Genomic DNA, 16,213 nt, shown 5'->3' on the forward strand with positions numbered 1-16,213 from the left:
CAGAATGATACTGCTTGAGCTATTTCTGACGTTTCTAATGGTCGGGTTCGTAGCTTTCGGAGGCGGATACGCCATGATCCCGCTTATCCAACAGGAAGTTGTTGAGCGGCATGGCTGGATGACAGTGAGTGAATTCACAGACATGATTGCAGTAGCCGGGATGTCGCCGGGGCCGATCGCAACCAACATGGCTGTTTTCGTTGGTATGCATCAGGCGGGGATTGGAGGTGCGCTGGTTGCTGCGATCGGAATGGTATTGCCTTCGTTCGTGCTTATTGTGGTAGTAGGGGCGCTTTTCTTTAAGCTTCATCAAAATAAATGGATGCAATCGTCACTTTACGGGTTGCGTTCGGTCATTACAGGTCTTATTCTATATGCAGCAGTCGTATTCGCAGTGCGTAATGGATTGGTGTCATCCATCTCGTGGTTCACGCTAAGCCAATTGTTAATATTTGGCGGATCGTTATTGGCGCTAATCCTGTTCCGCAAACATCCGCTTACGATTATTATCGTGTCCGGATTAATCGGGATAGCTTTATATAGTTAGTTAGTTGAATGACGGAATGTAAGTTGGAGTTGGAGGGATGGTCCATGAGCGAAGACAAGCTGCCTTCGTGTTGCGCGGCAACTCGATCGGATATCATGCAAGAACAACCGGCAAATCATAACTTCGTAACGCTTGAGCGGAGAGTGTCAAGCAAAGTGAAACCAGATATCGACCATCATATGGTGCTTATTCCTGAAGGAACGTTCCGGATGGGGACTGACACGCGAGAGGGATTTCCTAATGACGGTGAAGGTCCCGTACGCGAAGTGCGGATGAAGTCTTTCCTCGTATCGCCGTATGCGGTGACGATTGGTCAGTTCAAAGCGTTTGTGGACGCAACGGGGTATCGTACAGAAGCTGAGAAGTTCGGCTGGTCGTTTGTCTTCCATCTGCTAGCTTCGGAGGAAACCCGGCAGCAGGTGGAGACCGTCCCGCAAGGCGTACCTTGGTGGCTTGTCGTGAGTGGCTCCTATTGGGCTGCTCCTGAAGGTTCTGATTCCTCCATTGAGGATCGAATGGATCATCCGGTTACCCATGTGTCGTGGAACGACGCTGAGGCCTATTGCCGCTGGGCAGGCGTTCGGATGCTGACGGAGGCCGAATGGGAATATGCTGCTAGAGGCGGACTTGAAGGCAAGACGTATCCTTGGGGCGATCTGCTGAAGCAGGATGACGAGCATCAATGCAACATCTGGCAGGGCAAGTTCCCGGTTAAGAACAATGCAAGCGATGGTTATGTCGGTACAGCGCCGGTGCACTCGTACAAGCCCAACGGTTATGGCCTATACCAGATGGCAGGGAATGTTTGGGAATGGTGTTCGGACTGGTATACGCCAAGTTATCACCAAATAACGGCTGTCCATAATCCGAGGTATGATGTCCCAACTGGCAAACGTTCGATGCGGGGCGGTTCTTATCTCTGTCATCGCTCCTATTGCAACCGGTATCGAGTGGCTGCGCGCAGCTCCAATACGCCGGATAGCTCTACCGGTAACTGCGGTTTCCGCGTCGCACGAGACATTTAAACGAAAACCCCTTTCCCTTTGCCTCATGCAGAAGGAAAGGGCTTTTTTTATGTTCGCTTACGATAGTTCGTCGGACTGCAGCCAAATAATGCCGTGAACTGCTTCGTAAAGTAGAACGGGCTCTGGAAGCCAGTGAGGCCCGCGATCTCCGACACGAGCAGGGGGGTATGCTCCAGCAGTCTTGCAGCATGTTTAAGCCGGAGCTTGAGCAGCGTTTCCATGACGGAGTCACCTGTCTGCTCCTTGAACAAATGCGAGAAACGCGAGGGCGATAATGAGACGCGTGATGCCAGTTCGGCGACCGTGTGGGGAGCGTTGAGATGATCGGTCAAATAGGTTAGCGTTTCGGATACCCTGGCATCAAGACGTTGGTCCGCGCTAGAGAAACCCGCAAGATGAACGAGAACCTCTTCTAATGCGTTCAACGACAGCAGCTCCGCATATCGACCGGTATGCCGATTCTCACGAACAAGCCGCATGAAGGCGCTTGAGGTTCGTTCAAACACAGAGGATGCGCCTAACGACAGACGCATTGCGCCATACGTGTTATGAGGGTAACGCAGCAATTCCATCCAGCGCAGCTCCGGGTTGAAGTGTGCCCATACAAATTCCCAGCGGCTATCATGCGGCGTGTAATAATGATGCGGGATGCCAGGCGGCAATACGACAACATCACCTTCCTCGCAGCCGAATCGTTCGCCGTGCAGCGAATATTCGCCGCGACCGCTAAGCGTCAGTGTCATGAGCCAGTCTCTTGTGCCATCAGGGCGAGATACTTCATAGCCATGAGGCTCCGAGAAGTGACCGGAGACGAGCACGCCGGGCGCTGGGGCATATGTATGAATAGCAGAATCGTTATGGTTATCGACCATTACGATCATTCCTCCTTATGATTCGAAATTCTATAATGAATCTAAGAAGAAATCAATCCCACAGCGATAACAATCGAGGAGGAGATAGGAATGAGTAAGCAGCTTCGTGTATTAAGCCAGGACCAGCTAGAACATTTCCGCAAGGAAGGTTATCTCTTGGTGAAAGGGTTGTTTGGGGAAAAAGAGCTAACAGATATTACGGATACGTTCGAGGAAATCAGCAAGCAGACGATTCCAGGATACTTCGAACCCGATCTGGAGGCAGGCGCGGATGATCCACTGAAACGTTTTCCGAGGGTGATGCATCCTCATCGGTATAACGAAACAGCCAAAAAGTATATGCTGCATGCGCCTGTCATGGAGGTGCTGCGTGATCTGTATGGCGAGGAGGCATATGCGGCGCAAAGTATGTTCTATTACAAGCCGCCGGGCTCTAGAGGGCAGGCCCTGCATCAAGACAACTTTTATCTGCAGGTGGAGCCCGGTAATTGTATCGCGGCTTGGACCGCCGTTGATGCGGCGGATATGGATAATGGAGGTTTGCTGGTCGTTCCGCGCACAGGTGAATATGACATCAGTTGCCCGGAGCTCGCTGACGAATCCGAATCCTTTACGACACATTATGTGAAGCCGCCCAAAGACCGCGCTGTCGTGCCAGCGATAATGGATCCGGGTGATGTTCTGTTCTTTAATGGCAATCTGATCCACGGCTCGTATCGCAACAGGACAAAGGATCGATTCCGTCGTGCGTTCATCTGCCACTACGCCAATTCGTCCGCTACGAAGATCAGCGGCTTCTACAGACCTCTCTATAAGGAGGATGGGACGGCTGTCGATATGGATATCAACGAAAATGGTGGACCTTGCGGGCTGGAGTTTGATGCGGCATATCCGCACTGACCAGTAAGAAGACTGAAGCAGGTGCATAGATAGCTGAAACAGGGATGTCCAGCTGGGACATCCCTTTGTGTTGATTGCAGAGAAGCGTTAGGCGAGCCCCTAACGTGCTGCACATATAAATAAGCCCTGCTTGTCCATCAGGACCTAGCAGGGCTTGTGGCTTGTGAGAACGATTACTTCATCTCAGACAGCCATGTTGTAAGATTGATCAGTTCTTCATCAGTGATCTTGCCTTCGAAAGCTGGCATTCCACCGCCGCCGTTCAGCACTTTTTTGTAGATTTCTTCTTTGGTCATAACGCCGCCTACTTTGGCAAGTGCAGGACCCATGCCGCCTTGGTATTGATCACCGTGGCAACCCATGCAATTGCTTTTGTAGAATGCTTCAGCCGCCGCCGTATCTACAGTGACTTCAGGAACAGTAAATTCTTCTTCGGCAACGTGCTCCTCTTTCTCTGGGAGATTAAACGTGAGCAGGTATACGGCCATCAGACCGGCCACTCCAAGCAATGTTGCCATAATCCATTTATGCATGCCCCATAACCTCCTTCCATGACAGGCTCACCTAAATTCAGATTCTAGCACTTATTAGCTATTTTTTCAAGAAGCAGTGTCGTCTATACATACGGCTTACATACGGTTTTATCATTTGTCAAACATTGTTCATAATTGATTCGTTGCAAAGAAGAAAACCGCCGTCAGCAAAGGCTGATCAGCGGCTTTCCAGATGGTTGGACAGCTAACAATAATTATTGTCCGAGGCCTTTATCCTTCTTGAACTGCTCCCATTGCGTGTTGATTTCATTATCGTATTTCTCTTGACCGGAGGCGATTAGTTTAGCGCGGTATTCCGGCAGCACTTTGACCGGATCAACAGAGCCTGTTTCGAGCGCAGCGCGATATTCGTTATTGATGGCTGTAATGTTCGCAACTTCCGCTTTGACACTTTCTTCATTGACGCCGAAACCGCTGGAAGCAGGGACGAGGGCGCTATCGTTCAAAGCGATCGTTCTGTCCCACGTGTCTGGCGCTTGACCTGGCTTCAGGTAAGCATTGAATTGGTTGCCGAATACCCAGTCGCCGTTAGGTGCGTATCCAGAATCCTTGATAGGTTCAATGAATTGTCCATCGGTTTTCGTATAGTGTTTGCCTTCGATGCCGTTACAAATCAAGTTGTATAGTACTTGGTCGGTGTTGAGCAAATTAAGCAGCATAAGTGCGCGTTCCGGATTTTTGGAGCCTTTGTTAATGACATGCATAGCGCTTGCGATTCCTGTAAAGTAGCTGTCCGCGATTGGGGCATATACGACTTCGTTGCCGCCGTTAACTGCCATTTCGCCGACTTCGCCGCCCGGCTTGGAGGTGAACTCGAGACCTACCGCTACATTACCTTTTGCCTTCAAATCGTTAATGTTCGCAATGATTGGTGCATCTTCATTAATATAACCCGCTTCGTACCATGCTCTCATCGTGTTATAATACTCCGTTTTGCTATCGAGCTGCTCTAGACCGGATACCATTTTGAGCGATGCATCGTCTTTCTTGTAAGAGACAGACATTCCTTCGCCGACTTCATTGCGGTTGGAATACAATCCCCATGAGTTTTGCGCAAGTCCAAGCGGAATAATATCCGGCTCGTTTTCTTTCAATTGTTTCAGGAACGGTTCAATATCTGTGTAAGATTGGATGGAAGCCAAATCCAGGTTGTATTTGTCTACAAAACGTTTCTGGATAACCAAGCTTTTGGTTTTGGCGGCCACTTGATAGATCGGGAAACCGTATACTTTTCCGTCAACGGCTTTCATGTCTGGCCAGAATTTGTCCGGAATGTTAGCGCGTGCTTCTTTGGCATAACTGTCAATCATCTCGTCAGTAATTTCGAGGTAGGCGCCACGGTCGATATATGGCTGGTAGTTGCCAAGCCAGCCCTTGGAGCTCCAAGCGATGTCGAAGTTCTCGCCTGCTGCAAGCATGGCATTAAGCTTAGGCTCATATTCGTCAAAGGTGAGCGGCTTCAGATCAACGGTTGCGTTAATTTTTTCTTTCAGATATTTGTTGATTTCGTCATTGACGAGCTTCTGGTCCGGACCAGGATCCGATGCGACAGGATAGATGAAGGTAAGCTTTACTTCCGGTAATGATGTGTCTTCTGTGGCTGCCGCCGTTGGTTCGGCGCCTTTAGTAGGCGCATTAGTAGCAGCCGGCGGGTTATTGTTGTTTGAGCATGCGGCTACCAGCCCCATACAGATAACGAGCGCCAACCATTTGGTCCATACTGTCGTTTTTGTTTTTTTCACTTTGAACCCTCCAATGTTTGTATTCTATATTCGGCTCAGTAGTCGCTCCTTATCCTTTCAAGGAACCTACTGTAATACCCTTCACGAAATACTTCTGAAAGAAAGGAAAAATTATGAGCATGGGACCGCCAGCCAATATGGCCATGGCCATACGTACCGACATTGTCGGGAAATTCGCGTAGGCCAGCTTATCGGCAACCTGAGCCAGCGGCGAATTCGCAAGAAATTCAATCTGTGTCAGAATACGGACGAGCAGGAGCTGCAGCGGGACAAATCGGTCATTATCAATGAATAGCAGCGCGTTATACCATTCGTTCCAATAGCCGAAAGCGATAAACAATCCCAAGGTAGCAAGCGCCGGCGTCGACAGCGGCAGAATAATTCTAAAGAAGATACGTATCTCGCGAGCGCCGTCCACCTTGGCGGATTCGATAATCTCTTTGCCGATCTTATCCAGGAAACCCTTCATAATCATGATGTTGAATGGACTAAGCAGGGCGGGAACGATTAATGCGAATAATGAGTTCTTGAGATGCAGGTATTGCGTCATCAGAATATAGAAGGGGATTAAGCCCCCATTAAACAGCATGGTGAAGAAGATATAGAACGTAATGGGACGGTTATACCGGAAGTCTCGGCGCGATATGGGATACGCCGTCATTGCTGTCAGCAGCAGCGACATGACTGTGCCGACGACCGTAATTAAGATGGTGACCAAGTATCCTCTGATGAGAGGATCAGGTTCGGCGAAGGTAATGCGATACGCTTCGATGGACCATTGTTTCGGTATGAACTGATAGCCGTTCTGGACAAGGCTCGTCTCCGATGTCAAGGAGATGACGATAACGAGAACGAACGGGAGCGCTACCATCAAGCAAAGAATCGTTAGAAACAGGGTGATAAAGCCATTCATGAAATTAAAGCGTTTGGCGGTAGGCATAGCTGCAAATCTCCTCTCTTCAGAATAACGCGCTGTCTCGATCGATTCGGCGAACGATGAAGTTAGCTGTAAGCACAGTTACAAGGCCAACCACCGATTGCAGGAAACCAACAGCTGCTGCTGAGTTGATGTCACCAAGCTTGGTTAGAGCCCGGTATACGTAGGTATCGATGATATCCGTTGTCGGGAAGTTGACGCCGACATTATTGGGAACAAAGTAGTGAAGGCCAAAGTCGCCTCTGAAGATGTTGCCAAGTCCCAAGATGAACAAAATGATAATAAGCGGCTTCAGTAAAGGTAATGTGATGCGCCACATCATCTGGATCCGTGATGCGCCGTCAAGTCTGGCGGCTTCGTAATATTCGGTGCTGATCCCTGTAATGCCTGCATAGTAGACGAGTGTAGAGAATCCAATCCCTTTCCATAATGCTACAATCGGCAAGATGAAGATCCAGGGCGTCGTTTCCAGATACCACTTATGCGGGTCCATGCCAACCCATTCAAGGATCGTATTGAGATAACCTGCTTTATGGTCCAGGAAAGCGGAAGTGATATAACCGACAAGGACGAACGAGATAAAGTAAGGAAGGAACAACGTCGTTTGATAAATTTTGACCAGCTTGCCGTGCAGCTCGTTAAGCAGCAGGGCTAGGATAAGCGCGACAACGGTACCCAATATGATGTATGTCACGTTGTACAGCAACGTATTACGTATGATACGGAACGCGTCCTGCGCTTTAAAGAGAAATTCGAAGTTGTCTAGCCCAACCCACTTGCTACCGAAGATGCCTTGGTCGTATCGGAAATACTTGAAGGCTAGGATCAGCCCGACCATCGGGATATAAGCGATTATTAGCTTATAGATAATACCCGGTAAGGAGAGGGCGAGAAGCTCCCGATTTTTGATTAAATGTTTCCACTCTTTGTAGAGCCAATTGGCCACTGTGCATCTCCTCCATCCATGTGACTTATAACCGTAAGTTGCGGCTCGTTGTCTTGAGCCCATCATGCCATGCCGGCAACAAACTTGAATAGAATAGGTTTTGCGAATTGCTGTAATGGAGAAGTGTATAATATTCGATTCACTGAAATAGGGGCGAAAGAGCAGTGTTTATGCGGGATTAGCTGGATTTTGGCAATCGACAAAAAAGACCTTTCCGTCTATTACGATAGACAGTAAGGTCTTTAGCGTCTTCGAGCACCTTCTCCATGAAGGGTTAGGAAATCGATTTTTTCATGCGATATTCTTTGGGCGTGCTTCCTACTTTACCTTTGAACAAGCGGAAGAAGTAGCTTTGGTTGGCGTATCCGCATTTGTCCATAATTTCAGATATCGTATAGTTGTCGCCTTCAAGGAGCTTCTGAGCATGTGTGAGTCTAACCTCGTTAATATACTCCGTAATGGATAATTGATAGGATTCTTTGAATAGCTTGCCGATATAAGCCGACGAAAGTTTGACTGTGCTGGCAATCGACTGCTGGCTTAGATTGATGTCAGAGAAACGTTGTTCGATCAACTCCTTGACGGTTTCGAGCATCATTTCGTTGCGTTCCATATTAGCAGGTCGTTGTCCCTCGCAAATTTGTGTGCAAATAGACAACAAGGCAACATACATTTCGTCCAGCGTTTCTTTCTCCTGCAGGAGCTGGTGCAAATTCTCCATGTCGATGGTGAAGGAGACGATTCGATTATCGTTGATTTCGCCAGCGATATTTTTGAGCAGGAATGCGATGTTGGATACCGCACGAACCATGTCGTCATAATTGCATTCGGCAATGAACGAGAAGGCGCGCTCCAGCTCGCCGCCCGCATTGGTAAGCTGGCCTTTCTTAAGCGCTTCGGAAAGCTTGCGCATCACAGTTTCCGGCAGATCCGATTGCTTGCTCTCCAGATTGGCTCGAACGTCGTTAGTCGTTATAATCGCTTGATGCCCCTTCACGAGCTTATATTGGCACAAGCGAAGCGCCTGCGCATAAGCAGAGGAGAGCAGAGGGAATTGCTCGATAGGATCGCTGATTCCGCAAGTGAGCGACAGGCCATAATAATTGTTGATCGTGAGTTGAATTTCCTTTAGTTTAGTGGCAATTCCATCGAGCCCGAGATCTGGGCTGTCATTGCCTCTGGTCAGAATAAGAACGAAGTGATCGCCCCTCATCTCCGCCGCTTCGCACGGGTAGGATTGGCCCATTATCTCCGCCGCGATGTTTACGATGGCGAAATTGTATAGAAGTTTCGTCGAGCTGGCAGCTTTGCTGTCGTATGTGGCAAAGTTGTCAAACTTAAGGACGCAAACAAGCAGTTCCCCGCGCGTACCGATCTTTAGTTGATGTTTGTCGATGAGATGCTGCATATCGATATGCGAGAATAATAAGCTGTCTGTCAGAAACTTGCGGACATAATATTTGCTAACGATCTGTTCCGAGCTTATTTCCTTTAACTTGGCGGACAGTTGTTTGAAGTTCTCGCTCATATAACCCAGTTCGTCGCGAACGATTGGCTCCACTTTACGTTCTGTTGCGCCGAGATATGGATTGATTTGTTTAATCATGTTTTCAATCGGATGATACAGTTTGTAGGATAACCAGATGGACAAGGCAATCGCGAGAAGGAGAAAGATGCCGGCAAGGAGTAACGAGTTGTTGCGAGACTTCGTCACTTCGGACATGAGCAAGTCGTAATCCTGGATATACAGAATGGTCCAGGCGCCTAAGCCGTCATCCATATACGTCACCATACTGCTTTTGTTCGCGACATCACCAATGACGAATCCGGAGGTCAATGAGCCGGTAGCCTTGTCGGATTGAACGAGGTTCATTAATTCCCCTTGATCCTTTGCGTCTGTATACGACGCGTTGGTGTCGGATGTCAGCAGTCTGCCGTCCTGCGTCTGGATATACACTTCGCCCTGGTCGCCCGAACTGGCGACATTCATTTTTTTGAGGCTGTCGAATACCCAGTCCGACTTTATGAACAAAATAATGGCGGATTGGTTAGGCGTAAACGACTTTAACGAGTCGGTTACGATAAAAGCGAACGTATCGATGGCAGCTGGATTATTGCTCAGACTGATGGGAATCAGTCTATTCGTCGGCTGCGGATACTCGCCGAGCAATCTGTCCCGGACGCGGTCCTTCGTTATGCCGCCATCCAGCATGAAATTGACGCTGGTTCCGTACAATTCGCCCTGCGCCTTATTATAGATCACCATGGAATCAAGGAAGGAAGTGCTTTCCATAATGTTGGCCATCTGGCGATGTCCCCGAATGAGGTCCATCTTGGGCAGGTCCTGACTGAACATGAGCGGGATTAAAAAGTTGTCGCGATAAACAAAGTTAGACAGACGGGTGATCATATCGTTCATGTATGCCAAGTTATATTGAATTTGCGATAATACCTTCAAGTTAGAGTTTTCTTGCATGCGCTTAACTGATTTTTCCATCATGTAGGTATTCGTGATAGACGATACGACCAGGATAAGCACCATGGAGGTCATAATGGTCAACATGACGCGCTGCAAATATTTTTTGGACTTATAAAAGCCGAAACCTTTCATTCGATTCAAGCCCCCCTGTAACTTGTGATGGTTAAGCCGAGCTTGCATTCGGACGTTACGATTGCGGTCCAATACTTTCAATAGAGATGTCTTTCCAGTCCAGAAGGTAGGCTTGCGAATCCGGTCTTAAGCGGTAATCGCCTGTATGCCGGCTCAAGAACAGCGGGTCGGCAAGAACGGATGATTGATCATATCTTCCCTGCGCGAGTGTACGCCAAGCCTCCCAATCGTACAATTCCCTGTCCAATTCATCGGGCCCAATAGACGGAAGCGGGAGCTCGCCGGCGATTAGGCATGGTTTATCCTCGTTCCAATACAGATTGCGATCGGCATAAGCGAAACGCTCATTGCTGTAATTGACAAAGTAATAGAGATACCCCGAATTATAAACGATATTGGAAGCGATTTCGATATGTTTATTTTGTTCGCCAACCATTTCCTGAGAGCCGATTGCGGATATCGCCATCGGATTGTCGACTAATAGGTTGTTGTGAATCCGATTGCCAATTCCTTTGGAGAAGATCAACATCCATAGCTTGCCGTTCCCCGTGCTGTACAGCCCCCGTATGACGTTATTGCTGACTGTGAAGTCGTCCGAGGCATCATCGAGATAGATGCCGAAGCCAAAGGAGAAGTGGATGCCGCTATCATGCAGCTCATTGCCGTGTATGACATTGCCGCGCCCAACTCCCCATGCTTCAATCATGCCGCCATCCTGGCTGTCTTCCATCACAGAGGAGATATCGTTGTATGCGATCCAATTGTTCCGGGTATGGAGGAAGTCCCAATGATTGTCCCAAGTCACGGGAATTCCATAAAGAGATGGCGGCATCGCGCCTTGTCGCAATCCTTTCATGGAAACTCCATATCTCGGCATATGTGAAATGCGATTGTTCGCAATGACATTATGACCGCTTTGATAGAGCAGAATGCCGCAGCCATGTCCGACAAGCTCGCCGCCCTGCTCGATGATGTTGTTCGTGATACGGTGATGGTTATTCAGATCAGCTGCCTTAGGATGGTCGAACGCTCCTTCTCCCGGCGCATATCCGCAGAGACTGATGCCGATACCACCGAATCCTCTAATCACGTTATGGTCGATTGTCGTTGCGGTTACGCTTCGATCAAGGAATATGCCGCTGCTGCCAGACTGCAGCAATTGGCAATGCTCGATAACGATGTTGGCAGCATTGGTGATATAGACAAGTCCATCACGATGCTCCTCCAGCTCCATATTATCCTGCATCATTCGGTATTCGGGGAAAAAATCTGTGCAGGAAAAGGTCAGTCCGTGGAAGATAAGTCCGGTGACTGGGAGCTCCGGTGCGGATCCGGCTATATGCAGTAAACGCGTTGTCTCAGGGATGATAACGGTTTGCTCATTAGGATCGACTTCATTGTTCGCCGGCCAATAATAGATGAAGCCCTCGTTGCGATCGAAGTGAAATTGACCAGGTGTGCGCAAGAATGACAGCGAGCCCTGGATATAATACCGTGATCCGTAACCAATCGGCCAAGTAGCGGGGCTCTTGAATGTCAGATAACGATCCTCCGCGTGATATGCAGAAACTGCTTTTGTCTCCGAGAACCAATTGGCTTCACCGTCACCGGGCCAGACAAAAACGGAGAGTCCGTCTTGAGATGCTTCAAATGTGACATCGTCGCTTTCCCTGATATGAATGCCCCGTTGTCTAGCCTCGTCATCCTCTGCAGGTATACAATCCGTTTCATAATAGCCAGTCGCAGGCAATCTTGCCTGAAGTACTCTTGTGCCATCTGCATAGATTGTTGAGCTTTTGTGTCCACGTTCTAAAGGTGCTCTCCAAATGTTCCCATCGTATCGTACGAAGCCGGTCAGCGCTCGACCGCCTGTTATGACAACCTCCTCGTTAGCATAAGCGCGATATGTGACCGGGCACTCGGCCGTGCCGGAATCCCGCTCGTCGAAACATAAAGGCGTATGCAGCTCATAACGTCCGCCGCGAATATATACGGTTACAGGCTCGTGTAATTCGGATTCAAGCAAGCTGCGCACATGGAGTACGGCTTGGTTAATAGTGCGGAACGGCTCATTTGCTGATCCGGAATACTTATCATTGCCTTCCGTCGATACATAGTAATTATGTTTCATAGGATTAGTCCTCCCCCGAATTATCTCTTCTATATTCAGTTATAAATGGCTGCGGATAGGGGTGCAAGAGCATTCCAATAAAGTACATTGAATCGTGTTTTTCACAGTAGACCCCATGAAATCCATCATGATAACGTTACGATCAGTAAGGTCAAGCGAAGAGAGGCGGTTGAGGGACTTGGAAGCGATGAGGAAGTCATTGGAGCGTTGGGGCATGCATATGGAGATGTGCGTTAATCGATATGAGGGGAGCAGGCAAGTCAGCCGAACGAACGTTAGCTGGAATGCCGCTAAAGGGAGCGCGAAATTGCCTGGAGGCGAGATGTGGGAGATCAGCGTAGACAGCCAAGGGAGAATTGACGATAAGGAGGGGCTAGAGCTTGCAATCACATTTCATGCGCTAGAGGGATGTGAGGATGTCGCCGTAATGTGGGGGTTGCGCTGCGAACGTTGGTCGGATGCACATTATGTGTTGGTTCCGGGAGCTGTCTATGACGGAAATCGGTTTCCCGTTCAACCTCTGGCTTACGCGCCATGCTGGTCGCTCTTGCCACGAGAAGATAGAGGGCCGCAAGCGAAGCCGTATATAACGGATGTACCTCGGTTGTCCAATGTGACCGGCGAACAATCCGCCTTTCATCTGTTGACTGGAGATGCCAGCGTCCCGGCGATCGGCCTGTATGATGCAGGCAATGCGATGGGGTGGCTGCTCATGACGGATCAAAGCACCGTGCTCGGAGATTCCTCTATGCATGTGGAGGAAAGTCTGGACAGAGGCGAAGCGCGGCTCGTTTTTCAGGCGCCTGGCATACGGCCAGAGACCAAATACGAGATGACAACAACCCGTGTGGATAGTCCGGACAGGGGGAGAAGATTTGAAGATGGCGAGTCTGTCACGGTACGATGTCGCCTGTTTCAATTTCCATGTCACGGCATCGAGGGGCTGTTCGAGCGTCTCGGCGATGTGCGCCAATTAGGAATGAACGTATCGCCCCCTTCAGTTTATATGCCATTTTCGGCAGCATGGACTATTCAGGAGGACAAATACAATACATGGAACTGGAAAGAGAAATACGGATATTATTCAGTCGGAACCGTTGACATGAAACATCAGGATTGGCAAGTCGGATGGGTTGGCGGCGGGATGTCCAGTTATGCGCTGCTGGCAGAAGGGTCGGCTTTATCCGTGGAGAGGGCGCTGTCTACGTTAGCGTTTATGCTGGGCAGCCAGACAGAGTCCGGGTTTTTCCAGGGCGTGTTCTATAACGGAGAGTGGTATGGCGATGAATTTAACGGTTCACCGGATCGGGATTACCCCGAGCAATGGCATATTGTACGAAAAAGCGCCGACGCCTTGTATTTTGTAATGAAACATCTGATATGGATGGAGCAGATGCGACCGGAGCAGCCTATTCCGGTCGAATGGCTGGCGAGTGTTAGAAGATTGGCGGATGCGTTCGTGAAGCTATGGCATCAATACAAAGACTTTGGACAGTGGGTGCACACAGGTACTGGCGAATTGTTGGTCGGAGGTTCCGCGGCAGGATCGATTGTGCCTGCTGGTCTGGCGTTATGCGCCGAATATTTCGAAGCGCACAGTTACAGGGAGGTTGCACTTGAATCGGCGGAGCAATATTATGAGAGGTTTACGGCGAAGGGGATATCCACTGGCGGTCCTGGAGAAATATTGCAATGCCCGGACAGCGAATCTGCATTTGCGCTGCTGGAGTCGTTTGTCGTACTAATGGAGTCGACTGGCGACAAGCATTGGAGCAAGCGGGCGGAAGAAGCGGCTGATCAAGCGATGTCCTGGTGCGTTGCTTATGACTTCCGCTTCCCACAGAACTCGACGTTTGGACGATTAGGGATTCGCACATTAGGTTCGGTCATTGCCAACGTACAGAATAAGCATAGCGCTCCTGGTATCTGTACATTGTCCGGCGATTCGCTGCTTAAGTTGTACAGGGCAACGGGCAAGCTCAAATATTTGGAGCTGCTGCGAGATATTGCGTCGCATCTTCCTCAATATTTGTCTACGAATGAACGTCCAATTGTGGGTTGGGATGGAAATAACCTGCTGCAAGGTTATATGAGCGAGCGAGTCAACATGAGCGACTGGGAAGGATCGGAGTTGGTTGGTGAGGTGCTTCCGCTGTCCTGCTGGTGCGAGGTGTCAATGATGCTTAGCTTTGCTGAGCTTCCTGGCATATATGTTGATAGAACTCGCGGCAGAATCGTTACGCTAGACGGAGTAGACTGCAACTGGGAGCAGATGGAAGAGCTTAGCGGTTTGATCGTATCTAATCCACATGATATGACAATAACGGTAAAGCTCCTGGTAGAGGGTGACAGCGATCGCTTGACGCCTCTTGGCGCTTGTCCGTCCCCGACATGGCAGAGAGTTGAGCTCGCTCCGGGCGAGATTTTGAAGGTTTCTGTATAGATGCGATCGTAATCGCGAAGATTCGACGCAACTTCTTTCCGTTCGACAAATGTTGTCCGTTTACGGAAACGAATTGCGTTAGTATAATGAACCCGTTCAATCAAATTAGGACGGGAAAGAGGCGGTTGGAGTGTGCGAATCGAAGGAACAGGCAATCGTCCTAGACGTATGCGATATACTGGATCGGTTAGGTTTAAAGCGAGAATCCATAACAGAATTGCTGGAAACAGGCGCGAAACTCATCATTTACCCAACCGATCAGCTCGTTCCGAACGAATAAATGCTATAAAACGTTGCGTTTCTTCGGTACTTAGCTTACGTCCGTCAATCATCAGCTCATAACGACTGGTAATGCTGTCGTCGGCAAGCTCAACGCGATTAAGAAACTCCGTTATATGAATAGAAGGGTCGGAGAGAGGGGCTTCCTGAATCCGACCCATTAAATCATCAAAGGAGACGCGGAACAGATTAGCCATCCTTGTCAAAATTTCGTAGTCCGGCTCTCTGCGATCCGTTTCGTAATGAGACAATGAAGCTCTTGTAATCCCTAGCAATCCAGCTAACGATTCCTGGTTCATCCCCCTTTTTTTGCGCAGCTCTGCGATTCTCTTCCCGTACTTTGCCATTCCTCAAAGCTCCTCCTTAGTACATAAGACCCATGTCGTTGCCATCCATTATATCAGAAAATAAGGCAAAAGGTAGGCTGTATTTACTATATCGGACTCATCGGACTCATGTAACCATGTAATCTATGCATCACGTATGAATGGAATAGGGTTGAGGGAAGTTACATACGCTCGCGCAGCACTTTTTCCACTTTGGCGAGATGCGTCCCAATCAATGTAGACGCTTCAGCTTCGTTGCGTGTTGCAATAGCGTCATAAATGGCGTGATGCTCCTCTAGCAAACGTGCAGCGGTGGAGGCTTCTTGGTAGAACCAAAGCTCCCTCGTCTGACCGATCGTCCGCCCAAGCCTCTCCGACAAGGAGTCCACTAATCCAATTAGCAGCGAATTATGAGAAGCGGCAGCAATGACGGCATGGAATGCGACATCCGCTTGTTCGCCGGCGGTCGTATCGTCGTTGTCTAGCGCTTCCCGCATCTTGAGCAGCACAGCTTTCATCGAATCAAGGTCCTCGTCGGTGCGATTGCGTGCAGCAAGTGTTGCTGTTCCGGTCTCCAGCACCTTCCTCACTTCCAGCAGCTCCATAATGGAGGCAGCCTCCTTAAACGGGTCGCCGCTCTCGCTTCGTTCGCGGGGGAGCTCCTTCTTCACGAATGTGCCGCCGCCATGCCTGATATCAAGCCATCCCATCGCTTTTAGCGCGCTTAACGCTTCACGAATCGTGGATCTGCCGACGCCGAAGGAAGCCGACAATTCCACAACAGAAGGTAATTTTTCACCTGGCTTCCATTCGCCATCGCGAATTTGCCCCAGCAGAACGCGGCCAACGATTTCGTGGCCTTTCTCTGTTTCGATTTTCATTACGAGTTACCTCCGTCAT

General features: G+C 49.3%; 13 protein-coding genes. 4 read left to right on the forward strand and 9 right to left on the reverse strand.

Annotation, left to right across the window (positions count from 1 at the left end; translation table 11 throughout):
• Positions 1-4 precede the first annotated feature (4 nt).
• Both ACX1C1_RS16810 and ACX1C1_RS16815 read left to right on the forward strand, forming a co-directional pair.
• Entirely contained in the window at positions 5-547 is a 543-nt protein-coding gene (locus ACX1C1_RS16810; protein WP_458953325.1) for a chromate transporter, read from the forward strand.
• A 44-nt stretch (positions 548-591) separates the two neighbouring features.
• Positions 592-1,572, forward strand: a complete 981-nt coding sequence (locus ACX1C1_RS16815) for a formylglycine-generating enzyme family protein (protein WP_458953326.1) — start codon at positions 592-594, stop codon at positions 1,570-1,572.
• 47 nt (positions 1,573-1,619) lie between these two features.
• On the opposite strand, the gene ACX1C1_RS16820 is transcribed toward ACX1C1_RS16815, so the two are convergent.
• Entirely contained in the window at positions 1,620-2,444 is an 825-nt protein-coding gene (locus ACX1C1_RS16820; RefSeq protein ID WP_458953327.1) for a helix-turn-helix domain-containing protein, read from the reverse strand.
• A 90-nt stretch (positions 2,445-2,534) separates the two neighbouring features.
• On the opposite strand from ACX1C1_RS16820, the gene ACX1C1_RS16825 reads away from it, so the two are divergent.
• Entirely contained in the window at positions 2,535-3,344 is an 810-nt protein-coding gene (locus ACX1C1_RS16825; protein ID WP_458953328.1) for a phytanoyl-CoA dioxygenase family protein, read from the forward strand.
• A gap of 173 nt (positions 3,345-3,517) precedes the next feature.
• Here the strand turns inward: ACX1C1_RS16825 and ACX1C1_RS16830 are convergent, their stop codons facing one another.
• From ACX1C1_RS16830 to ACX1C1_RS16855, 6 genes are all read right to left on the reverse strand, one after another.
• Positions 3,518-3,877 carry a c-type cytochrome gene (locus ACX1C1_RS16830; protein WP_458953329.1) on the reverse strand — a complete coding sequence of 120 codons (360 nt, stop codon included), beginning with the start codon at positions 3,875-3,877 and terminating at the stop codon, positions 3,518-3,520.
• 215 nt (positions 3,878-4,092) lie between these two features.
• Positions 4,093-5,640, reverse strand: coding sequence for an ABC transporter substrate-binding protein (locus tag ACX1C1_RS16835; protein WP_458953330.1), 1,548 nt, complete (start codon positions 5,638-5,640; stop codon positions 4,093-4,095).
• Positions 5,641-5,689: 49 nt separating this feature from the next.
• Positions 5,690-6,580 (reverse strand): carbohydrate ABC transporter permease, encoded by an 891-nt coding sequence (locus tag ACX1C1_RS16840; protein WP_458953331.1) that lies wholly within the window; start codon positions 6,578-6,580, stop codon positions 5,690-5,692.
• Positions 6,581-6,599: 19 nt separating this feature from the next.
• Positions 6,600-7,523 carry an ABC transporter permease subunit gene (locus ACX1C1_RS16845; protein ID WP_458953332.1) on the reverse strand — a complete coding sequence of 308 codons (924 nt, stop codon included), beginning with the start codon at positions 7,521-7,523 and terminating at the stop codon, positions 6,600-6,602.
• A gap of 274 nt (positions 7,524-7,797) precedes the next feature.
• On the reverse strand, positions 7,798-10,134 hold the full coding sequence (locus tag ACX1C1_RS16850; RefSeq protein WP_458953333.1) for a helix-turn-helix domain-containing protein: 2,337 nt from the start codon (positions 10,132-10,134) through the stop codon (positions 7,798-7,800).
• 55 nt (positions 10,135-10,189) lie between these two features.
• Positions 10,190-12,265 carry a right-handed parallel beta-helix repeat-containing protein gene (locus ACX1C1_RS16855; protein ID WP_458953334.1) on the reverse strand — a complete coding sequence of 692 codons (2,076 nt, stop codon included), beginning with the start codon at positions 12,263-12,265 and terminating at the stop codon, positions 10,190-10,192.
• Between the two features lie 178 nt (positions 12,266-12,443).
• Here ACX1C1_RS16855 and ACX1C1_RS16860 point away from each other — a divergent pair, with 178 nt between their 5' ends.
• On the forward strand, positions 12,444-14,708 hold the full coding sequence (locus tag ACX1C1_RS16860) for a hypothetical protein (RefSeq protein WP_458953335.1): 2,265 nt from the start codon (positions 12,444-12,446) through the stop codon (positions 14,706-14,708).
• A 242-nt stretch (positions 14,709-14,950) separates the two neighbouring features.
• Here the strand turns inward: ACX1C1_RS16860 and ACX1C1_RS16865 are convergent, their stop codons facing one another.
• On the reverse strand, positions 14,951-15,334 hold the full coding sequence (locus ACX1C1_RS16865) for a helix-turn-helix domain-containing protein (protein ID WP_458953336.1): 384 nt from the start codon (positions 15,332-15,334) through the stop codon (positions 14,951-14,953).
• Positions 15,335-15,495: 161 nt separating this feature from the next.
• Complete coding sequence (locus ACX1C1_RS16870; protein ID WP_458953337.1) at positions 15,496-16,194, reverse strand: FadR/GntR family transcriptional regulator; 699 nt, start codon at positions 16,192-16,194, stop codon at positions 15,496-15,498.
• Between the last annotated feature and the right edge of the window lie 19 nt (positions 16,195-16,213).

The organism is Paenibacillus sp. strain BS8-2 (assembly GCF_054483835.1).

Bases quoted from the DNA above. Each gene is read 5' to 3' on its own strand.
- ACX1C1_RS16810 (WP_458953325.1), top strand. From the start codon at position 5: ATGATACTGCTTGAGCTATTTCTGACGTTTCTAATGGTCGGGTTCGTA.
- ACX1C1_RS16815 (WP_458953326.1), top strand. From the start codon at position 592: ATGAGCGAAGACAAGCTGCCTTCGTGTTGCGCGGCAACTCGATCGGAT.
- ACX1C1_RS16820 (WP_458953327.1), bottom strand. From the start codon at position 2,444: ATGGTCGATAACCATAACGATTCTGCTATTCATACATATGCCCCAGCG.
- ACX1C1_RS16825 (WP_458953328.1), top strand. From the start codon at position 2,535: ATGAGTAAGCAGCTTCGTGTATTAAGCCAGGACCAGCTAGAACATTTC.
- ACX1C1_RS16830 (WP_458953329.1), bottom strand. From the start codon at position 3,877: ATGCATAAATGGATTATGGCAACATTGCTTGGAGTGGCCGGTCTGATG.
- ACX1C1_RS16840 (WP_458953331.1), bottom strand. From the start codon at position 6,580: ATGCCTACCGCCAAACGCTTTAATTTCATGAATGGCTTTATCACCCTG.
- ACX1C1_RS16850 (WP_458953333.1), bottom strand. From the start codon at position 10,134: ATGAAAGGTTTCGGCTTTTATAAGTCCAAAAAATATTTGCAGCGCGTC.
- ACX1C1_RS16855 (WP_458953334.1), bottom strand. From the start codon at position 12,265: ATGAAACATAATTACTATGTATCGACGGAAGGCAATGATAAGTATTCC.
- ACX1C1_RS16865 (WP_458953336.1), bottom strand. From the start codon at position 15,334: ATGGCAAAGTACGGGAAGAGAATCGCAGAGCTGCGCAAAAAAAGGGGG.
- ACX1C1_RS16870 (WP_458953337.1), bottom strand. From the start codon at position 16,194: ATGAAAATCGAAACAGAGAAAGGCCACGAAATCGTTGGCCGCGTTCTG.